The following is a 16943-nucleotide window of genomic DNA, read 5'->3' as shown; positions in this document are numbered from 1 at the left end:
GCTACCCCTCCAGGGCGTCGCGCGCCTGCGCGGCGAGAGCACGGTCGATGCCCGCGAGACGCTCGATCACGAGGCGACGGAGCGCGGCCGGGGCATCGGCGTGCGTGTCGAGCCACGTGCGCGACGCGTCGGCCACGGCCCGGGTGGCGAGCGGCGACGGGTAGAGACCGTCGACGAGCTTCTCGGCGATGGCATAGCTGCGCTCCTCCCACACCCGCTCGAGCATCGCGAAGTAGCGGTCGACGAACGCCTCGAGCAGTGCGGGGTCGCTCACCCGCAGGAATCCCTCGGCGGTCTCGCGCACGATGGTGTTCGTCGCGGTGTCGACGTCGACGAGCGACGACCACGCACGCTCCTTGCCCTCCAGGGTCTGGATCGCCGCGCGGGCGTTCGCCGCCGACTGCTGGCCGGTCGCCGTGTTGTCGTTGGCGAGGCGCGCGTCGATCTCGGCGTCGCCGGCGCGACCCGCGGCGACGAGCGCGATGAGCAGCTCCCAGCCGAGGTCGGTGTCGATCTCGAGACCCTCGAGCTCGAGTGTGCCGTCGTGGAGCGCGACGAGCTCGTCGACGTGGGACCCGGCCTCGGCGATGGTCGCGAAGTTCATCACGAACTGGAACTGCGCGTCGCTGCCGGGCTCGGCCTCCTGCGCGAGCCGCCAGAACTCGTCGGCGAGCGCACGGCGGGCCTCGGCCCGGCGCTCGGGCGCCACGTAGGCGCTCGCAGCGAGCACCGAGTTCGCGAGGATGATGCGCAGCGTCGTCGACTCGGTCTCGCTCGCGACGTTGCCGCCGACGAGGGCGAGGTAGTCGCTCGCGCGGGTCTCGGCGTCGCGCGTGGCATCCCACACCGCGCTCCAGACGAGCGCACGGGCGAGCGGGTCCTCGATCTCCGAGAGGTTCCCGAGTGCGACGCCGTGCGACTGCTCGTCGAGGCGGATCTTGGCGTAGGCGAGGTCGTCGTCGTTGAGCAGCACGAGGTCGGGGCGGGCGAGCCCCACGAGCTCGGCGACCTCGGTGCGCTCGCCGTCGACGTCGAGCTCGACGCGGTGCTCGCGCACGAGCTTGCCGCCGCGCTGGTTGTAGAAGCCGATCGCGAGACGGTGCGGGCGGAGCGTCGGGTACTCGGCGACGGCGGACTGCAGCACGGCGAACGACGTGATCAGCCCCGCGTCATCCGTGTCGATCTCGGGACGCAGCGTGTTGACGCCCGCCGTCTCGAGCCAGAGCTTCGACCACTCGGTGAGGTCGCGACCGCTCGCGACCTCGAGCTCGGCGAGCAGGTCGGCGAGCGTCGTGTTGCCCCAGCCGTGCTTGCGGAAGTACGCCGAGACGCCGGCGAAGAACGCGTCGACGCCGACCCACGCCACGAGCTGCTTCAGCACCGACCCGCCCTTGGCGTAGGTGATGCCGTCGAAGTTGACGAGCACGTCCTCGAGGTCGCGGATCTCGGCGACGATCGGATGCGTCGACGGGAGCTGGTCCTGGCGGTACGCCCAGCTCTTCTCCATCGAGTTGAAGGTCGTCCACGCCTCGGTCCACTCGGTGGCCTCGGCGGTGGCGATCGTCGACGCCCACTCGGCGAACGACTCGTTGAGCCAGAGGTCGTTCCACCACTTCATCGTGACGAGGTCGCCGAACCACATGTGGGCGAGCTCGTGCAGGATCGTGACGACGCGACGTTCGCGCACGGCATCCGTCACCTTGGAGCGGAACACGTAGAACTCCGTGAAGGTGACCGCGCCCGCGTTCTCCATGGCACCCGCGTTGTACTCGGGCACGAAGAGCTGGTCGTACTTCGCGAAGGGGTAGGGCACGCCGAACTTCGCCTCGAAGTACTCGAAGCCCTGCTTGGTCTTCTCGAAGATGTAGTCGGCGTCGAGGAACTGCGACAGGCTCTTGCGACTGAACACGCCGAGCGGGACGACCCGCCCGTCGGCGCTCGTGAGCTCGTCGCGCACGACGGCGTAGGGGCCGGCGATGAGCGCGGTGATGTAGCTCGAGATGCGCGGGGTGGGCTCGAAGGCCCACGTCTTCGCGCCGGTGCTGGTCGAGCCCGCGTCGACCGGTTCGGGCGTGGGGGAGTTCGACACGACCTCCCAGTGCCCGGGCGCGGTGACCGTGAAGCGGAAGGCCGCTTTCAGGTCGGGCTGCTCGAACACCGCGAACATGCGGCGCGAGTCGGGCACCTCGAACTGCGTGTAGAGGTACACCTCGTCGTCGACCGGGTCGACGAAGCGGTGCAGGCCCTCGCCGGTGTGCATGTAGCGGCCGTCGGCGACGACCCTCAGCTCGTTCTCCGCCTGCAGGTTCGGCAGCTGGATGCGCACGCCGTCGCTGACCTCGGCGGGGTCGAGCTCGACGCCGTTGAGCGTCACGGAGTGCACGGCCGCGGTGATGGCGTCGATGAACGTCGAGGCGCCCTCCCTGGCGGCGAAGCGCACGGTGGTCTCGCTGCGGAACACCTCCGGCCCCGTGGTGACGTCGAGCACGACGTCGTAGTCGTGCACCGAGACGAGCGCAGCGCGCTCCTCGGCTTCGAGGCGGGTGAGGTTCTCTCCAGGCACGGTGCGGTCTCCATCTGCGTCGAACGGATGCGTCGCCCGACGTTCGTGGCGCGGACGACCTCGAACAGCCTAGTCCGGCGTCACCGCGCGGCGCAGGCGCATGCGATCCCTAGACTTGCTCCCATGCGCATCCACATCGCGACCGACCACGCCGGCCTCGAGTTCAGCCGCACGCTCGTCGATCACCTGACCAACGGCGGTCATGAGGTCGTCGACCACGGTCCGGCCGAGTACGACGCCCTCGACGACTACCCGGCGTTCTGCATCAACGCGGCGCTCGGCGTGACCCGCGACCAGGCAGCGGGGGTCCACGCCCTCGGCATCGTGTTCGGCGGCTCGGGCAACGGCGAGCAGATCGCCGCCAACAAGGTGCGCGGCATCCGTGCGGCCCTCGTCTGGAGCATGGACACGGCGATCCTCGCCCGCCAGCACAACGACGCGAACGTGATCTCGATCGGCGCACGCCAACACACGGTGGAGGAGGCGATCCGCTACATCGACGCGTTCATCGCCGAGCCGTTCTCGGGCGACGAGCGGCACGTGCGCCGCATCGCGCAGCTCGCCGAGTACGAGACCACGGGCGACATCGCCGGCAAGGGCGTCGATGTCTCGGCGTAGCTCGACCCGGGGCGTCGAGGCGCCCGCCGCGAAGGAGTAGCCCACCGTGCCCGAGGGCCATTCCGTCCATCGCATCACCCGGCAGTTCGAGCGCAACTTCGTCGGCCACGTCGTGCACGCGTCGAGCCCGCAGGGCCGATTCGCCGAGGGGGCGGCCGACCTCGACGGGCGGCGGATGACGGATGCCCGCGCCGTGGGCAAGCAGATGTTCCTCGGCTTCGAGGGCGACCGCTGGCTGCGCGTGCACCTCGGCATGTACGGCGCGTGGGACTTCGCGGGCGACATCCTCATGGATGCCACGATCGCCTCGGCCAACGGCCGCATGGGGCAGACCAACCAGCGCGGCACGTTCCTCGAGGGGCCGAACCCCGACGCGGTCGTCTTCGACGCGGCGGGCGAGAACTCGATCACCTCGATCGGGGCGCCCCGCCGCACGCGGCTGCGCATGTCGGAGTCCGAGAAGGAGGGGAACGAGCTCGAGACGTTCCCGCCCGAGCCCGTCGGCCAGGTGCGGGTGCGGCTGCGTACCGACACGGTCGTCGCCGACCTGCGCGGCCCGACCGCGTGCGAGGTGCTCGACCCGGCCCAGGTCGAACAGGTCGTCGGCCGGCTCGGCCCGGACCCCCTCATCGACGATGGGCCCGCCGCCCAGGAGCGGTTCACGAATGCCGTGCGGCGCAAGCCCACGCCCATCGGCTTGCTCCTCATGGACCAGAACGTGGTCTCGGGCATCGGCAACGTCTACCGTGCCGAGCTGCTCTTCCGGGCCAGGCAGAACCCGCACACGCCGGGCAAGCAGGTGCCCGAGGAACACGTGCGCCACCTCTGGCGCGACTGGGCGAAGCTGCTGCGCATCGGCGTCGAGACCGGCCAGATGATGACCATGGACGACCTCGATCCCGAGGCCTACCGTGCGGCCATGGCCAACCGCGCCGACCGGCACTGGGTCTACAAGCGCGAGGGCCTGCCCTGCCGGGTGTGCGGCACGAACATCGCGCTCGAGGAGATGGGCGCCCGCAAGCTCTACTGGTGCCCCTACTGCCAGGCCTGACCTCGACGCCGATCGAGGAGCGCGAAGCGCGTCTCGAGATCCGTCCCCGAGCAGGCCGACCGACACGACGGAAGGACCCCATGCGACAGAACCCGAGCTTCACCCTCGCGAGCGACGAGGGCGTGAAGCGCCTCGTCCGCGAGCATCCCTGGGCGACGATGGTGAGCTCCACGGATGCCGCGGGCCTCGTCGCCTCCCACTACCCGGTGCTCCTCGACGAGACCGCCGAGGGCATCACCCTCCTCACGCACGTCGGACGCCCCGACGAGGTGGTGCACGAGCTCGGCCGCCACGAGGTGCTCGTCATCGTGCAGGGTCCCCACGGCTACATCTCGCCCGGCTGGTACGACGCGAACCCCGCGGTCCCCACCTGGAACTTCGTGACCGCGCACCTCTACGGCACGCCCGAGCTGCTCGACGCCGCCGAGAACCTGCGCGTGCTCGAGGCGCTCGTCGACCACTTCGAGGACGCGATGCCCGAACCGCGCCGCATGCGCGGCACCGCCGAGAACGGCGCCTACGCCGACCGCATCGCCGCGGGCACCGTCGGGCTCCGCATCCCCATCACGCGCTTCGTCGCGAAGAACAAGATGAGCCAGAACAAGCCCGCCGAGACGGTCGACCGGATCATCGGCGAGCTCGAGGGCGACGGCCCCTACGCGAGTCCCGCGCTCGCCGCGGAGATGCGCCGCACGCACGAGGTGCTGCGGGCGGCACGCTCGTGACCGGGGCGCAGGGCCGCGAGGCAACTCCGACGGATGCGGCGGAGCCGCTCCTGCTCGCCGGGGCGCGCCTGCCCGGCTCCGAGGCGCTCGTCGACGTGCATCTCGCCGGCGGCGCCGTCGCCGCGATCGTGCCGGCCGGAGGCGCGGCGCCGGGCGCGACGAGCGTGGCACGCCGTGTCGTCCTCGACGGCCGGTACCTCGTGCCCGGCCTCTACGACCGGCACGTGCACTTCTCCCAGTGGGCGATGGTGTCGCGCCGGCTGGACCTGGCCGGCGCGGAATCGGCCGCGGCGGTGGCCGCCCTCGTCGCGGCATCCGTCGACCGCGGCGAGCCCGAGGTGATCGGGTTCGGCTACCGCGACGGGCTCTGGCCCGAGCCCGCGAGCCGCGCCGTGCTCGATGCCGTCTCGGGCGACGTGCCCGTCGTGCTCGTCGCCGCCGACCTGCACGCGTGCTGGGTCAACTCGGCCGCCGCGCGGCGCCACGGCGTCGACGAGGCCGCGGGCGCCAGCGGCGTGCTGCGCGAGGACGACTGCTTCCGTCTCGTGCGCGAGCTCGACGACGTCGCCGACGCGGTGCTCGACGGGTGGGTCGCCGACGCGGCCGCACGTGCCGCCGCACGCGGCGTCGTGGGCGTCACCGACTACGAGATGCGGTGGAACCGCGACGACTGGGCCCGGCGGGCCGCCGGCGGCATCCGATCGCTGCGCGTCTCGTTCGGCGTCTACACGCAGCACCTCGACCGCGCGATCGCCGAGGGGCTGTGCACCGGCGACGTCGTTCCGGGCAGCGACGGGCTCGTGACCGTCGGCGGCTACAAGGTCATCACCGACGGCTCCCTCAACACGCGCACGGCGTGGTGCTTCGACCCGTACCCGGGACTCACGGGCGACGAGGCGTACGGCCTCGCGACGGTGCCGCTCGACGAGCTCGTGCCGCTCATGCGCCGGGCGGATGCCGCGGGCATCACCCCGGCCGTGCACGCGATCGGCGACCGGGCGAACGCCGCCGTGCTCGACGCGTTCGAGGCGGTCGGATGCCGCGGCTCGATCGAGCACGCCCAGCTGCTCCGCCACGAGGACGTCGCCCGCTTCACCCGGCTCGGCGTGGTGGCGAGCGTGCAGCCGGAGCACGCCATGGACGACCGCGACGTCGCCGAGCGGTACTGGGCCGGACGCACCGACCGCGCGTTCATGCTCGCCGAGCTCGTCGCCGCGGGGGTCGAGCTGGCGCTCGGCTCCGACGCGCCCGTCGCGCCGCTCGACCCGTGGATCGCGATCTCCGCGGCCGTCGGACGGACTCGCGACGGACGCGAGCCCTGGCATCCCGAGCAGTCCATCGAGGCGCGTGCGGCGCTCGCCGCGTCGACGGGCGGACGGGGCGCGTCGGTCGCAGTGGGCGGCCCCGCCGACCTCGCGGTCGTCGAGCTCGATCCGTTCGCGGCATCCGTCGACGAGCTGCGGCGGATGCCGGTGGCGCTCACCCTGCTCGCCGGCCGCCCCACCCACTCGACGATCGAGTAGCCCCGCCGATCGGGTGGGGCCGCGAAGCGCCCGTCCCCGCCGATCGAGTAGGGCCGCGAAGCGCCCGTCCCCGCCGATCGAGTAGGGCCGCGAAGCGCCCGTATCGAGATCCCCGCCGCCCCGGGGGGAAACCCCCGCATCGATCGGGGCGCGCACCGGCTGGGGCGTCCGCGCCCCGATCGGAAGGCTGGAACCATGCCAGCACCACGACGAACCCGCTCACACCGCGCCGCCCTCCGGCGCCCCCGCGCGACGACCACCGCCCTCGCGGCGATCGCGGCCGGCGGCCTCATCGCCGTCGCCTTCGCGGGCTGCGGGCTCGTGGGCCCCGCGCCGTTCTCGACGGTCGGCGAGGTCGACTTCGACACCCCGCTCGCCATTCCGCCCCTCGCCGAGTCGACGATCGACGCCGACGGCACGCGCGTCTTCACCCTCGACGCCCAAGCCGGAACGACCGAGTTCGCACGGGGCGTCGCGAGCGAGACCTGGGGCTTCGACGGCGCCTACCTCGGCCCGACCCTCGTCGCCGCGCGCGGCGAGCGCGTGCGCGTCGACGTGCGCAACTCGCTCGACGTGCCCACGACCGTGCACTGGCACGGCATGCACCTGCCCGCCGAGATGGACGGCGGTCCGCACCAGATGATCGAGCCGGATGCGACGTGGTCGCCCGAGTGGGAGGTCGACCAGCAGGCCGCGACGCTCTGGTACCACCCGCATCCGCACGGCGAGACGGAGTCGCACGTCGCGCGCGGCCTCGCCGGCCTGTTCCTCGTGCAAGACGAGCAGGAGGCGGCGCTGCCGCTGCCGCGCGAGTACGGCGTCGACGACGTCCCCGTGATCGTGCAGGACTCCGGCTTCTCGGCCGACGGACGGCGGGAGGATCCCCAGCAGGGCTTCGCGGGGCGACTGGGCGACGAGCTCATCGTCAACGGCACCCGCGGCCCGTTCCTCGAGGTGCACGACGAGCTCGTGCGCCTGCGGCTGCTCAACGCGTCGACCGCTCGCGCCTATGCGTTCGGATGGAGTGACGGGCGCCCGATCGAGCTCATCGCGACCGACGGCGGCCTGCTCGAGGCATCCGTGGAACTCGATCGCGTGATGCTCTCGCCCGGCGAACGCGCCGAGGTGCTCGTGCGGGTCGCGCCGGGGGAGCGGGTGACCCTGCAGTCGGTCATGACGCCGGAACTCGCGGGCATGAACCCCTCGATCGCCGCCTCGAACGGGATCACCGACGCGTTCGACGTGCTCGAGGTGCGCGCAGCCGACCGCCTCGATCCCGCACCCGAGGTGCCCGAGCAGCTCGCCGACGTGCCGCCTGTCGACACCGACGACATCGCGACGACCCGCACGTTCACGCTCGACGGCTTCCAGATCAACGGCGACCAGATGGCGATGGACCGCGTCGACGAGACCGTCACCGTCGACACGACCGAGCGCTGGATCGTCGAGAACACGAGCCAGATGCCGCACAGCTTCCACGTGCACGACGTGCAGTTCCGCATCGCCTCGATCGACGGCTCCCCGCCGCCGCCCGAGCTCGCCGGCTGGAAGGACACGATCTTCGCGCGCCCCGAGACCCGCTACGAGCTCGTCCTGCGCTTCGAGGACTACGCCGACCCCGACACGCCGTACATGTACCACTGCCACCTGCTGTGGCACGAGGATCAGGGGATGATGGGGCAGTTCGCCGTCGTCGAACCCGGTCAGCAGGCCACGTTGCCGAACACCGAGGAGACCAGCCATGAGCACTGAATCGACCACCGACCCGGCCGGGGGTCTCGCACCCGCCGTCATGACCCAGACGACGGATGCCGCACCGCGACGCCGCGGCTACGGCTCCCTCTGGGCGGCCGTGCCACGCGAGTTCGGCTTCCTCATCCTGACGCTGCCGATCGCGATCGTAGCGCTCACCGTGCTCGCCACGGTGTTCTTCACGGGCCTCGGACTCATCACGCTCGTCTTCGGCGTGTTCGTCGTCGTGGCCGCGCTCTACATGGGGCGCGGGTTCGGCGTGCTCGAGGTCGTGCGGCTCCGCTGGGCGGGCCGCCCCGAGATCCGCCAGCCGGCGTGGGAGCGCGGCGACCGCGAGCAGGGCTTCTGGCGCACGCTCTTCGCCCCGTTCGTCGACGGGCACTACTGGCTGTACCTCCTGCACGGCATGATCGTGAACCCGGTCGTGAGCATCGTCACGTGGACCATCACGGTCGTGTGGGTCTCGATCGGGCTCGGCGGCACCACTGGGTGGATCTGGGAGTCGTTCATCCCCGAGGGGAACCGCTCGGTGTGGCCCGTCGACTGGGCCATCGACCGGGTGTTCCCCGGCAACACCTTCGACATCGACCCGCGGGTCGCCGAGAACGTCGCCGGGTTCCTGCTCGGGCTCGTGTTCCTCCTCACGCTGCCGTTCGTGTTCCGCGGTCTCACGCTGCTGCACGACGTGATCGGCCGGGGCATGCTCGGCGCCTGGCGCTCGGAGGCGCTCGAGGTCGAGGTCGCGCAGCTCTCGGCGTCGCGGGGCGCCGCGGTGCAGGCGGAGGACGCCTCGCTCCGCCGCCTCGAGCGCGACATCCACGACGGGCCGCAGCAGCGGCTGGTGCGCCTGCAGATGGACCTCGCCGCCATCGAACGCAAGCTCGACACCGACCCCGAGGCCGCGCGAACGCTCCTCGGGGAGGCTCGCGACCAGGCACGGGAGTCCCTCGACGAGCTCCGTGCACTCTCGCGCGGCTTCGCCCCGCCGCTCCTGCAGGACCGCGGGCTCGCCGTGGCCCTCGAGTCGCTGGGATCGCGCAGCCCCGTGCCCGTCATCAGCGAGCTCGAACTGCCGACGGACGCAGCGCTGCCCGCACCGATCGAACGCAACGCGTACTTCATCGTCGCCGAGCTCCTCGCGAACGCCGCGAAGCACTCCGGCGCGACGGCGATCCGCCTGCGCGCGGCCACCCGGGACGCGGGGGAGGCCGGGCACTGGCTCGACCTCTGGGTCACCGACAACGGCCACGGCGGCGCCACCCCGGAGCCCGGACATGGGCTCGCCGGCCTCGAGGAGCGCGTCGCGGGACTCCGTGGCCTGTTCGTCATCGACAGCCCCGTGGGCGGGCCGACCGCGATCGGCGCGCACATCCCCTACACGCCGCTCGCGGCATCCGACCCGCACTGAGCCGGCCGCACGCGATGGCTACTGTGGAGGACATGACCGCCCGGAACCCCCTGCGCATCGTGCTCGCCGAGGACTCGATGCTGTTGCGCGAGGGGCTCGTGCGGCTGTTCGACGAGGCGGGGTTCGAGACCGTGGCGGCCTATGGCGACGCCGACGCGCTGCTCGCGGCCCTCGACGACACCCGGCCCGACCTCGCGGTGCTCGACGTGCGCATGCCGCCGACGTTCCGCGACGAGGGCGTGCGCGCGGCGATCGAACTGCGACGACGGATGCCGCGGGTCGGCGTGCTCCTGCTCAGCCAGTACGTCGAGGGCACCTACGCCCACGAGCTCCTGTCATCGGGCGAGGGGGGCATGGGCTACCTGCTCAAGGACCGCGTCGCGTCGCTCGAGGAGCTCGAGGACGCGGTGGAGCGCGTGAGCCAGGGCGGCACGGTGCTCGACCCGCAGGTCGTGCGCGAGCTGCTCGCCCGGCGCAGCGACCCGCTTGCGACCCTCACGCCCCGCGAGGGCGAGGTGCTCGCACTCATGGCGGAAGGCCGCACGAATGCGGGCATCGCGAAGGAGCTCTTCATCGGGGTCGGTGCGGTGGAGAAGAACGTCACGTCGATCTTCCAGAAGCTCGGCCTCGAGGACTCGGGCACCGACCACCGCCGGGTGCTCGCCGTGCTCACCTGGCTGCAGCGCTAGTCGTCCGGCGCCGCCTCCGTCGTGGCGTCGGGCGGCGAATGCCGCAACGGCACGTGCGAGGCGTACGAGCGCAGGTACAGGCGGTACCCGCGCAACAGGAATCCGAGGAACAGGGCGAGCCCGACGACGATGCCCGCCGTCACCGCCACCCACACCTGCCCGCCGAGGGCGATCGCGAGGCTCCCGGCGAACAGGCCGGCCACGGCCGCCGTCACGACCGTGATGATCATCATCGAGCTCGCGAAGACCTGGCTCGGGCCGCGTCGGAAGAAGTAGTGGTAGGTCAGTTCGGCGCCCGGGCGGTCGTCGTTCGCCGACATGAGGAAGTACCGCTCGAGGCCCGGGTCGAGGTCGAGGTAGGCACCGCGCAGGCGGTTCATCGCGAGCACGTACATGAGGTCCTCGGTCGCGGTGTTGTAGGCCCGCAGGAGGGTGATGAGGCCGAGGAGGACGAGCAGGAACAGGATGCCGAGGGCCGCGACCCCGAACCAGCCGCGGAACTGCGTGGCGTTGCCGAGCAGGCCGAGCGACAGGAGCCCGGCCGACACGAGCGTGAGGAAGATCGCGATGCGCGTGAGCACCTCGCTCTGCGTCGTACTCCTGCTCGCGAGGAGACTCCAGTGCTCGGTCGCGAGCAACTGCGCGCGCACCGAGCGCTGCGCATCGGTGAGCCGCTCGGGCTCGGATGCCGCGGCAGACGGGTCGGGCCCGGATGCATCCGCCATGTCGGCATTCTGCACCCGGGCCCGTTGCGACCGCATCCCCTGTTCGGGCGGGCGGCCGTGGGGGCGCGCCGGGTCGCGCAGCTACTTCACGCTGAGGTGCGCCGAGAGGAACCAGCGGTCCTTGTCGAGCACCTGCCGGATGCCGATCGCGACGTCCTGGCTCGCGGGGTCGAGCTCGGCGAGCCCTTCGATCGCGGCGTTCACCTTCTCGGTCGCGAGGTCGATCTGCGCGATCACGTCGGCGATGGTGTCGTCGGCCTGCGTGAAGCCGGCCTTCGGGTTCACGGCGCCGCCCTCCTTCGCGATGGTCGCGAGACGCGCGTCGATCGGGAGGCCGAGTGCGATGACCCGCTCGGCGGCGAGGTCGGCGCTGTCCTGCGCGTGGGCGACGACCGTGTCGAGGAACTCGTGCACCTCGATGAAGTTCGTGCCACGCACGTGCCAGTGCGCCTGCTTGCCGTTCACGGCGAGCGCGACGAGCTCGTGCACGATCGGCGTGAAGAACTGCGCGACGCCCGAGGCGACCTCGGGGTTGGCGCTCGTCTTCGGGGCGGTCGTGGTGTCGGTCATGTGTTCCACCTTCCTCACTGCGTTGTCGTCGTCTGCTGCAACGCTCTGCAGCAGGCTGGGTATTTCACGGAAGCGAGGGCTCTGCCGGCCCGGGACCGACGGCAACCGGATCGGGCGCCGCGAAGCGTGCGCTCGGTTTCGGCCGGAACCGTCGGAACGCGAGAACGAAGATCCACGTTCCGATGATCAGGGCGGCGGATTCGGCGATCGCAACCCCCAGGCTCGGTGCGGGCAGGAGCGGCACGAGCAGGTTGATCGCGGTGTTCCCCGCGGTGAACGCGATGAGCGAGTCCCCGCCGAACGGGCCGGGTGAGAACACCGCTCCGCGGAACACGGCCGCCCAGACGACGTACGCCGCCAGGAACGCGACGCTGGATGCGAGCAGCCCCACGGCGTAATAACCCGGGTGGTTGGTGAACCGGTACTCGCTGCTCGTCACGTACGAGCGGACCACCTCGAGCGGCCCGGCCTGAGCGACCAACCAGGCGACGATCCCGACCGCGACCATGAGGCACACGGAGAACAGCCACCACCGTCTCACGATCGACTTCCCGCCGCGGTTGCGCACTGCATCTGCGAGAACCATGCCCACGACCGCGAGGAGCATTGCGTGGAACGTGCTGGGGCCGTACAGATCGCCGATGCCGAAGATGCGGGCGATCGCGAGGCGAGGCGAGCCGTGCGGGGGCGATGGAACCAGCTCCGCGATGATCCACCACGATGCCGCGAGTGCGAGCGTCGCAGCGAGGCCGTATCGAACCCGGAACGCGACCAGCGGCACCGCGATGACGAAGAACACGACGTAGAAGACGAAGATCTCCGCATTCGGGATGGCGCGGACGGCCACGAGCGAGAGCAGGAAGTCGACGGGTGCGATCATGCCGCTGACGACTGCTGCGATGCCGATGACCCCGAGGGCGATGAAGCACTTGAGGCTCTGCGTGAGGAGCCGTCGCGTGCCGTAGCGGTGGTTCGCTCGCCAGTACCGCGTGTAGGCCAGCTCGACGGTGGCGCCGGCGAGCAGGATGAACATCGGGGTGGCGGTGCGAGTGATCGACCGCACCGCCAGGTAGGCGTCGGACGATTGGTCCTGCAGGAGTGTCCAACCGCCCGTGATGATCATCATGTGGGAGAACAGCGCGAGGATGATCGCGACCGTCCGCATCCAATCGAACGGCACCGTGCGGCGACCGGCCGGAACCCCCGGCGACGACGGTAGACGTTGATCGGTCACCGGCTGAGCGTATCGGCCCGCCGACGAACCGCGGGTTCAGCGGTTCACACTGCGTGAGACATCACATGGAGGGGATGACGGGAATCGAACCCGCGTAATCAGTTTGGAAGACTGAGGCTCTACCATTGAGCTACATCCCCGAGCGCCCGCGCGCGGGCACTGGATCATCGTAGTACACGACGACCCGCGATCCGTGACGCGCCCGCGTCAGCGCAGGGCTGCGATCGTGCGCACGACGCCCCGGGCGAGGCGGAGTTGCCGTTCGTACGTTGCCGCGAGCGCGATGAGCAGCGCACCGGCGATCGCGAGCCAGAGCCACCACCAGACGGCCTCGTACAGCCACGTGATCCACGGCCAGAGCTGTTGAGCGCGTGCACGAGCAGCACGGCCGCGCCGAGGAGCAGTGGTGCCTCCAGCCGCCACACCGCGCCGGCGACCACCGCAGCCACGGACACGATGCCCAGCGTCACGATGCGCCAGAGCTCGGAGTCCGTCCAGTCGGCGACGAGCCACGGGATCAACAGCACCGCGAGCCCGGGCCCGAGGGCGGGCCAGCTGCCGAGCGCGGGGGAGCGGCGCATCCGCAGTGCGCCGGCGCCGATGAGCGCGGCAGCGAGGGGAATCGTGGTCACGTCGAACGGGTCCACCGTGCCGAGGACGAGGACCAGCACCGACCAGGCGACGAGCGCGCCGAGCGAGCTCCAGCCGAGCACCGCCCCCGCGAACGGCCGACGCGAGAGGGACGCATTCGCGATGTGCACGGCTGCGAGGGCGGGAAGCAGCACGGCGGCCCGAAGCGTCGGCTGATCGTCGTACGCGATGGCGACCACGGTCGGCACGGTGCCGAGCACGAGCGATGCCGCCAGCATCCACTCCGCGAGCATGGCCGGCCGCGAGCCCGTCCATGCCCACGCGATCGCACCGAACACTCCCGTCGCGAACCCGATGAAGGGCCAGAACTCGGGGATCAGCGCGCTGGGCTCGCCCGCCGCCACCGCCGTGCCGCGCACGAGCGCTGCGCCGGTGACCGCGGTCCATCCCGCGACGACGGCGAGCAGCCGGATCGGGACGCCGCGCGAACGCTCGGGAAGGAACTGACCGGCGATCACGACGACCGCGCCGATCGAGACGAGGACGAGGGTGCGGAGTTCGGATCCGGCCGAGGAAGCCACGCTCGGGAGCACGGCGACGGCGGCAGCCGACGCGAAGAGCGTCGTGCGGCCGGCGGCGGTCGATGCGGCAGCGGTGCGCCGCCAGGTGATGAGCGCGCCCGCGATCGCGAGCGCAGCGGCGAGCGGCAGCGAATAGGCCTCGACGTCGGTCACGGCGTCGCCGGCCAGCCACGTCCACACGGTCGCGACCGCGAGGGCGAGGCTGAGCCACGAGAGATGGCGGAGCGGCGAATCGCCGCCGATCGGGTCGCCGCTGACGCCCGCGAGGATGACGGGGACGGGCGTGAGGACGAGGAGCACGAGCCACGGCTCGGCGGCGTAGACGGGGCCGACGCCGACGCCGACCCCGAGGGCGACCACCGCGACGAACCCGACCGCAGCGCTCCAGGCGGCCGTCGTCGCGGCGCCCAGCCGGCGTACGACGTGCGCGAGGCCCGCGCCCACCAGCGCGGCCCCGGCGAGGCCGAGGGCGACGACGGGCGCCCCGGCGAACTGGTGCGCGAGGCCGGCGGTGCCGAGGCCGAGGGCGAGTGGAGTCGCTGCGCCGAAGGCCACTCGCGGTTCGACGGGCACCGACGGACGGAGCCACAGTCCCGCTGCGATCGCAAGGACCATCGCGGGAACCCAGGCCAGCGTGGGAGTCGGCACGACGACGAGCGCCGTCGCGGCGATCAGCGCAGCGGCGAACGGCGGCGCCACCAGCGCAGCGCGGTCGCCGCGCGCGAGCCGCGGTGCGAACGCGAGCCCGCCGAGGACGAGCGCGCACGCAGTGCCGGCGCACATCCACGGGGAGTCCCATGGCGCAGGGAACGGGTGGTGCGCCGCATCCGCCCAGCCGGGCAGTGTCGCCATGGTGATCGCGAACACGGTGGTCGTCACCACGAGGTGCAGGATGCCGAAGACCCCCGCCGAGGCCGCGGACCAGACACGCGCTGCGAGCACGCGGCCCGCGACCGAGAGCAGGAGGACGGCGGTGACCGCCCACCACCAGATGTCGGTGCTCGCGTGGGCGATCGCCCATGTCATCGCGGCCGCGGTCATCCCGGCCGCCGCGAGCGTCGGGATGGAACCACGAAGACGCCGGGACACGGGCGTTGCGGCGACGGCGAGGGCACCGGTCGCAAGCGCGAGCAGGATCAGGACCGCCACCGAGATGGTCGATGCGATGCCGCTCGCCGCCACGACGGTGAACAGCGCGAAACCCAGGGGGAGGGCCATGAGGGTGCGAAGCCGACGCAGGAACGACAGCGCGATCGCCGCCCCGATCGCCATCACGATCGGAGTCAGCACGACCCCGGGCTCGGAGTCGAAGGAGGTCGTGCTCACATTCGCGTCGCCGGGGACCGCCCAGACGAGGAACCGTTTGAACAGCAGCCCGGCGATCGCGGTGACGCCGAGCTGGATGCCGGGCACTGATGCGAGGACGGCGACGGCCGCGGCCGGGAGGAATGCGTTGCGCGCGTCGGCGTGGATGCCGCGTCGGAGCGTGAATGCCGCGAGCACGCACGCGACCGCGGTCGCGGCAGCGGGAGCGATCCAGACGGCGTCGGCGGCCTCGAGTTCGCCGGCCACGCCGAGCGTCGGGGCGAGCGCCGCGCTCGCGCCGGCGATGACCGCGGCCACCTGCGACCACGCCGGGTGGAGGCGCGCGGTCGGCAGTCGCAGTGCGGCCACCGCCAGCAGCCAGACCACCGCGACCGCGCCGAAGGCCCATGTCGCACTCCAGGTGATGTCGGGGAGCGCCCAGATCGCCGTGAGGAAGGCGAGCGCGCCGGCGGCTCCCGACTCGATGAGCACCACCGTGCGTTCGACCCGGGGCCGCACGAACAGCGCGGCGAGGCCGGCGGTCGCGGCGGCGAGGAAGCCGAGCCACACGCCGGTCGGGACGTCGGACTCGGACACGAGCCCCGCGGCGAGCAGGAACAGCGCGACCGGGGTGATGCCGGCGGCCGCGAAGCCCGGCACCCGGACCCCGCTCACGAGGCGGGACGCGGCGAGCAGCCCCGCGACGACGAGCAGTGCAGCACCCCAGTACGTCGAGACTCGGAGCGACCCCGTGCCGAAGACGTCGTTCGCGCGCACGGTGTACACGTCGAGCAGGAGCAGCACCACCGCGACGGATGCCACGCCCTCCGCGGTGCCGGGGAGCCGACGCGCCCGGAGGAACCACGCGAGCGCGAGCACCAGCACGCTCGCGGACGCGATGATGATCGAACGCACCTCGAGGCTCGCCACGAGGTAGGCCACGAAGAGGAACACGATCGCGGCGACCGAGAGCAGCACGACCCCGAGTGCGAGCAGGAGCACCTGCACGCCGGAGCGACGCGGGGCCGGCGGGCCGGCGGCGACGGTCGGAGGAGCGCCCGGCGCTCCTCCGCCGGCGGGGGCCGCCACCGGTGCGGCCGTCGTGGCAACGGGCGCAGCTCCGGCCACCGGTGCCGCCGGTGCCGCAGCCGCCGGCACCGGGGGCCTGGCGGGCGCCGTCGACCACCACGCTGCCGCGCCCGCGGCCTCGAACGCGGCTGCCTGGTCCGACCGCATGCGCGCGATGACGGCCTGGCGCCCGCGCTCCGCCTCGTACACCCGTGTCGAGGCGGCCAGCAGTTCGGATGCCGCGGGCACGGCGAGCTGCAGACCGCACACCTCGCACGTGGTGCTCCTGAGCCGTGAGAAGCAGGACGGGCAGAGGGTCGTGTCGACGAGTTGTGCGGGGTCGGTCGGCCAGCTTCGCGGGTCCCTGGGGAACGGTCCGGGTCGCGTCGTCTCTGGCATGCGCTCACTCTGGCATGCCGTTCGGCGACCGTACAGGATTTCCACAGGGTCGCCGGATCCCGCAGTCGGCCTGCGGGCGGGTCGAGCCGAGCGCACCGCCGCGGAGGCGCCCGAATCGGGTCGGATCCGCCGGCGCACCGG

The 16943-nt window shown here is 72.0% G+C and carries 12 protein-coding genes and 1 tRNA gene; 7 read left to right on the top strand and 6 right to left on the bottom strand.

The annotated features are described in order from the left end of the window. Position 1: 1 nt before the first annotated feature. Positions 2-2563 carry an aminopeptidase N gene (pepN, locus tag EDM22_RS07125; RefSeq protein ID WP_122936369.1) on the bottom strand — a complete coding sequence of 854 codons (2562 nt, stop codon included), beginning with the start codon at positions 2561-2563 and terminating at the stop codon, positions 2-4. A gap of 123 nt (positions 2564-2686) precedes the next feature. On the opposite strand from pepN, the gene EDM22_RS07120 reads away from it, so the two are divergent. From EDM22_RS07120 to EDM22_RS07090, 7 genes are all read left to right on the top strand, one after another. Beyond that, the gene (locus EDM22_RS07120; protein WP_122936368.1) at positions 2687-3181 is read left to right on the top strand and encodes a ribose-5-phosphate isomerase; all 495 of its coding nucleotides are present in this window, start codon (positions 2687-2689) and stop codon (positions 3179-3181) included. Between the two features lie 46 nt (positions 3182-3227). Next, complete coding sequence (locus tag EDM22_RS07115) at positions 3228-4232, top strand: Fpg/Nei family DNA glycosylase (protein WP_122936367.1); 1005 nt, start codon at positions 3228-3230, stop codon at positions 4230-4232. A gap of 80 nt (positions 4233-4312) precedes the next feature. Continuing rightward, entirely contained in the window at positions 4313-4957 is a 645-nt protein-coding gene (locus EDM22_RS07110; RefSeq protein WP_122936366.1) for an FMN-binding negative transcriptional regulator, read from the top strand. Next, a complete protein-coding gene (locus EDM22_RS07105; protein WP_122936365.1) occupies positions 4954-6480 on the top strand; it encodes an amidohydrolase in 1527 nt (508 codons plus the stop codon). The genes EDM22_RS07110 and EDM22_RS07105 overlap by 4 nt, the downstream gene beginning before the upstream one ends. A gap of 195 nt (positions 6481-6675) precedes the next feature. Then, positions 6676-8232, top strand: a complete 1557-nt coding sequence (locus EDM22_RS07100) for a multicopper oxidase family protein (RefSeq protein WP_122936364.1) — start codon at positions 6676-6678, stop codon at positions 8230-8232. Further along, positions 8222-9640 carry a sensor histidine kinase gene (locus EDM22_RS07095; protein WP_245989258.1) on the top strand — a complete coding sequence of 473 codons (1419 nt, stop codon included), beginning with the start codon at positions 8222-8224 and terminating at the stop codon, positions 9638-9640. The genes EDM22_RS07100 and EDM22_RS07095 overlap by 11 nt, the downstream gene beginning before the upstream one ends. A 32-nt stretch (positions 9641-9672) precedes the next feature. Continuing rightward, positions 9673-10329, top strand: a complete 657-nt coding sequence (locus tag EDM22_RS07090) for a response regulator (RefSeq protein ID WP_122936363.1) — start codon at positions 9673-9675, stop codon at positions 10327-10329. Here the strand turns inward: EDM22_RS07090 and EDM22_RS07085 are convergent. From EDM22_RS07085 to EDM22_RS07065, 5 genes are all read right to left on the bottom strand, one after another. Continuing rightward, complete coding sequence (locus EDM22_RS07085; protein WP_122936396.1) at positions 10326-11054, bottom strand: hypothetical protein; 729 nt, start codon at positions 11052-11054, stop codon at positions 10326-10328. The genes EDM22_RS07090 and EDM22_RS07085 overlap by 4 nt on opposite strands. A gap of 81 nt (positions 11055-11135) precedes the next feature. After that, complete coding sequence (locus tag EDM22_RS07080; RefSeq protein WP_122936362.1) at positions 11136-11624, bottom strand: Dps family protein; 489 nt, start codon at positions 11622-11624, stop codon at positions 11136-11138. 64 nt (positions 11625-11688) lie between these two features. Next, the gene (locus tag EDM22_RS07075; RefSeq protein WP_138708042.1) at positions 11689-12858 is read right to left on the bottom strand and encodes a hypothetical protein; all 1170 of its coding nucleotides are present in this window, start codon (positions 12856-12858) and stop codon (positions 11689-11691) included. A 66-nt stretch (positions 12859-12924) separates the two neighbouring features. Next, a tRNA-Gly gene (locus EDM22_RS07070) sits at positions 12925-12998 on the bottom strand. Positions 12999-13022: 24 nt separating this feature from the next. Next, positions 13023-16802 carry an SCO7613 C-terminal domain-containing membrane protein gene (locus EDM22_RS07065; protein ID WP_138708041.1) on the bottom strand — a complete coding sequence of 1260 codons (3780 nt, stop codon included), beginning with the start codon at positions 16800-16802 and terminating at the stop codon, positions 13023-13025. Positions 16803-16943 lie beyond the last annotated feature (141 nt).

The organism is Agromyces tardus (assembly GCF_003710805.1).
Lineage (GTDB): Bacteria > Actinomycetota > Actinomycetes > Actinomycetales > Microbacteriaceae > Agromyces > Agromyces tardus.
The sequence above is the reverse complement of the archived record's forward strand: the minus strand, read 5'-3'. Positions and strand labels throughout refer to the sequence as shown.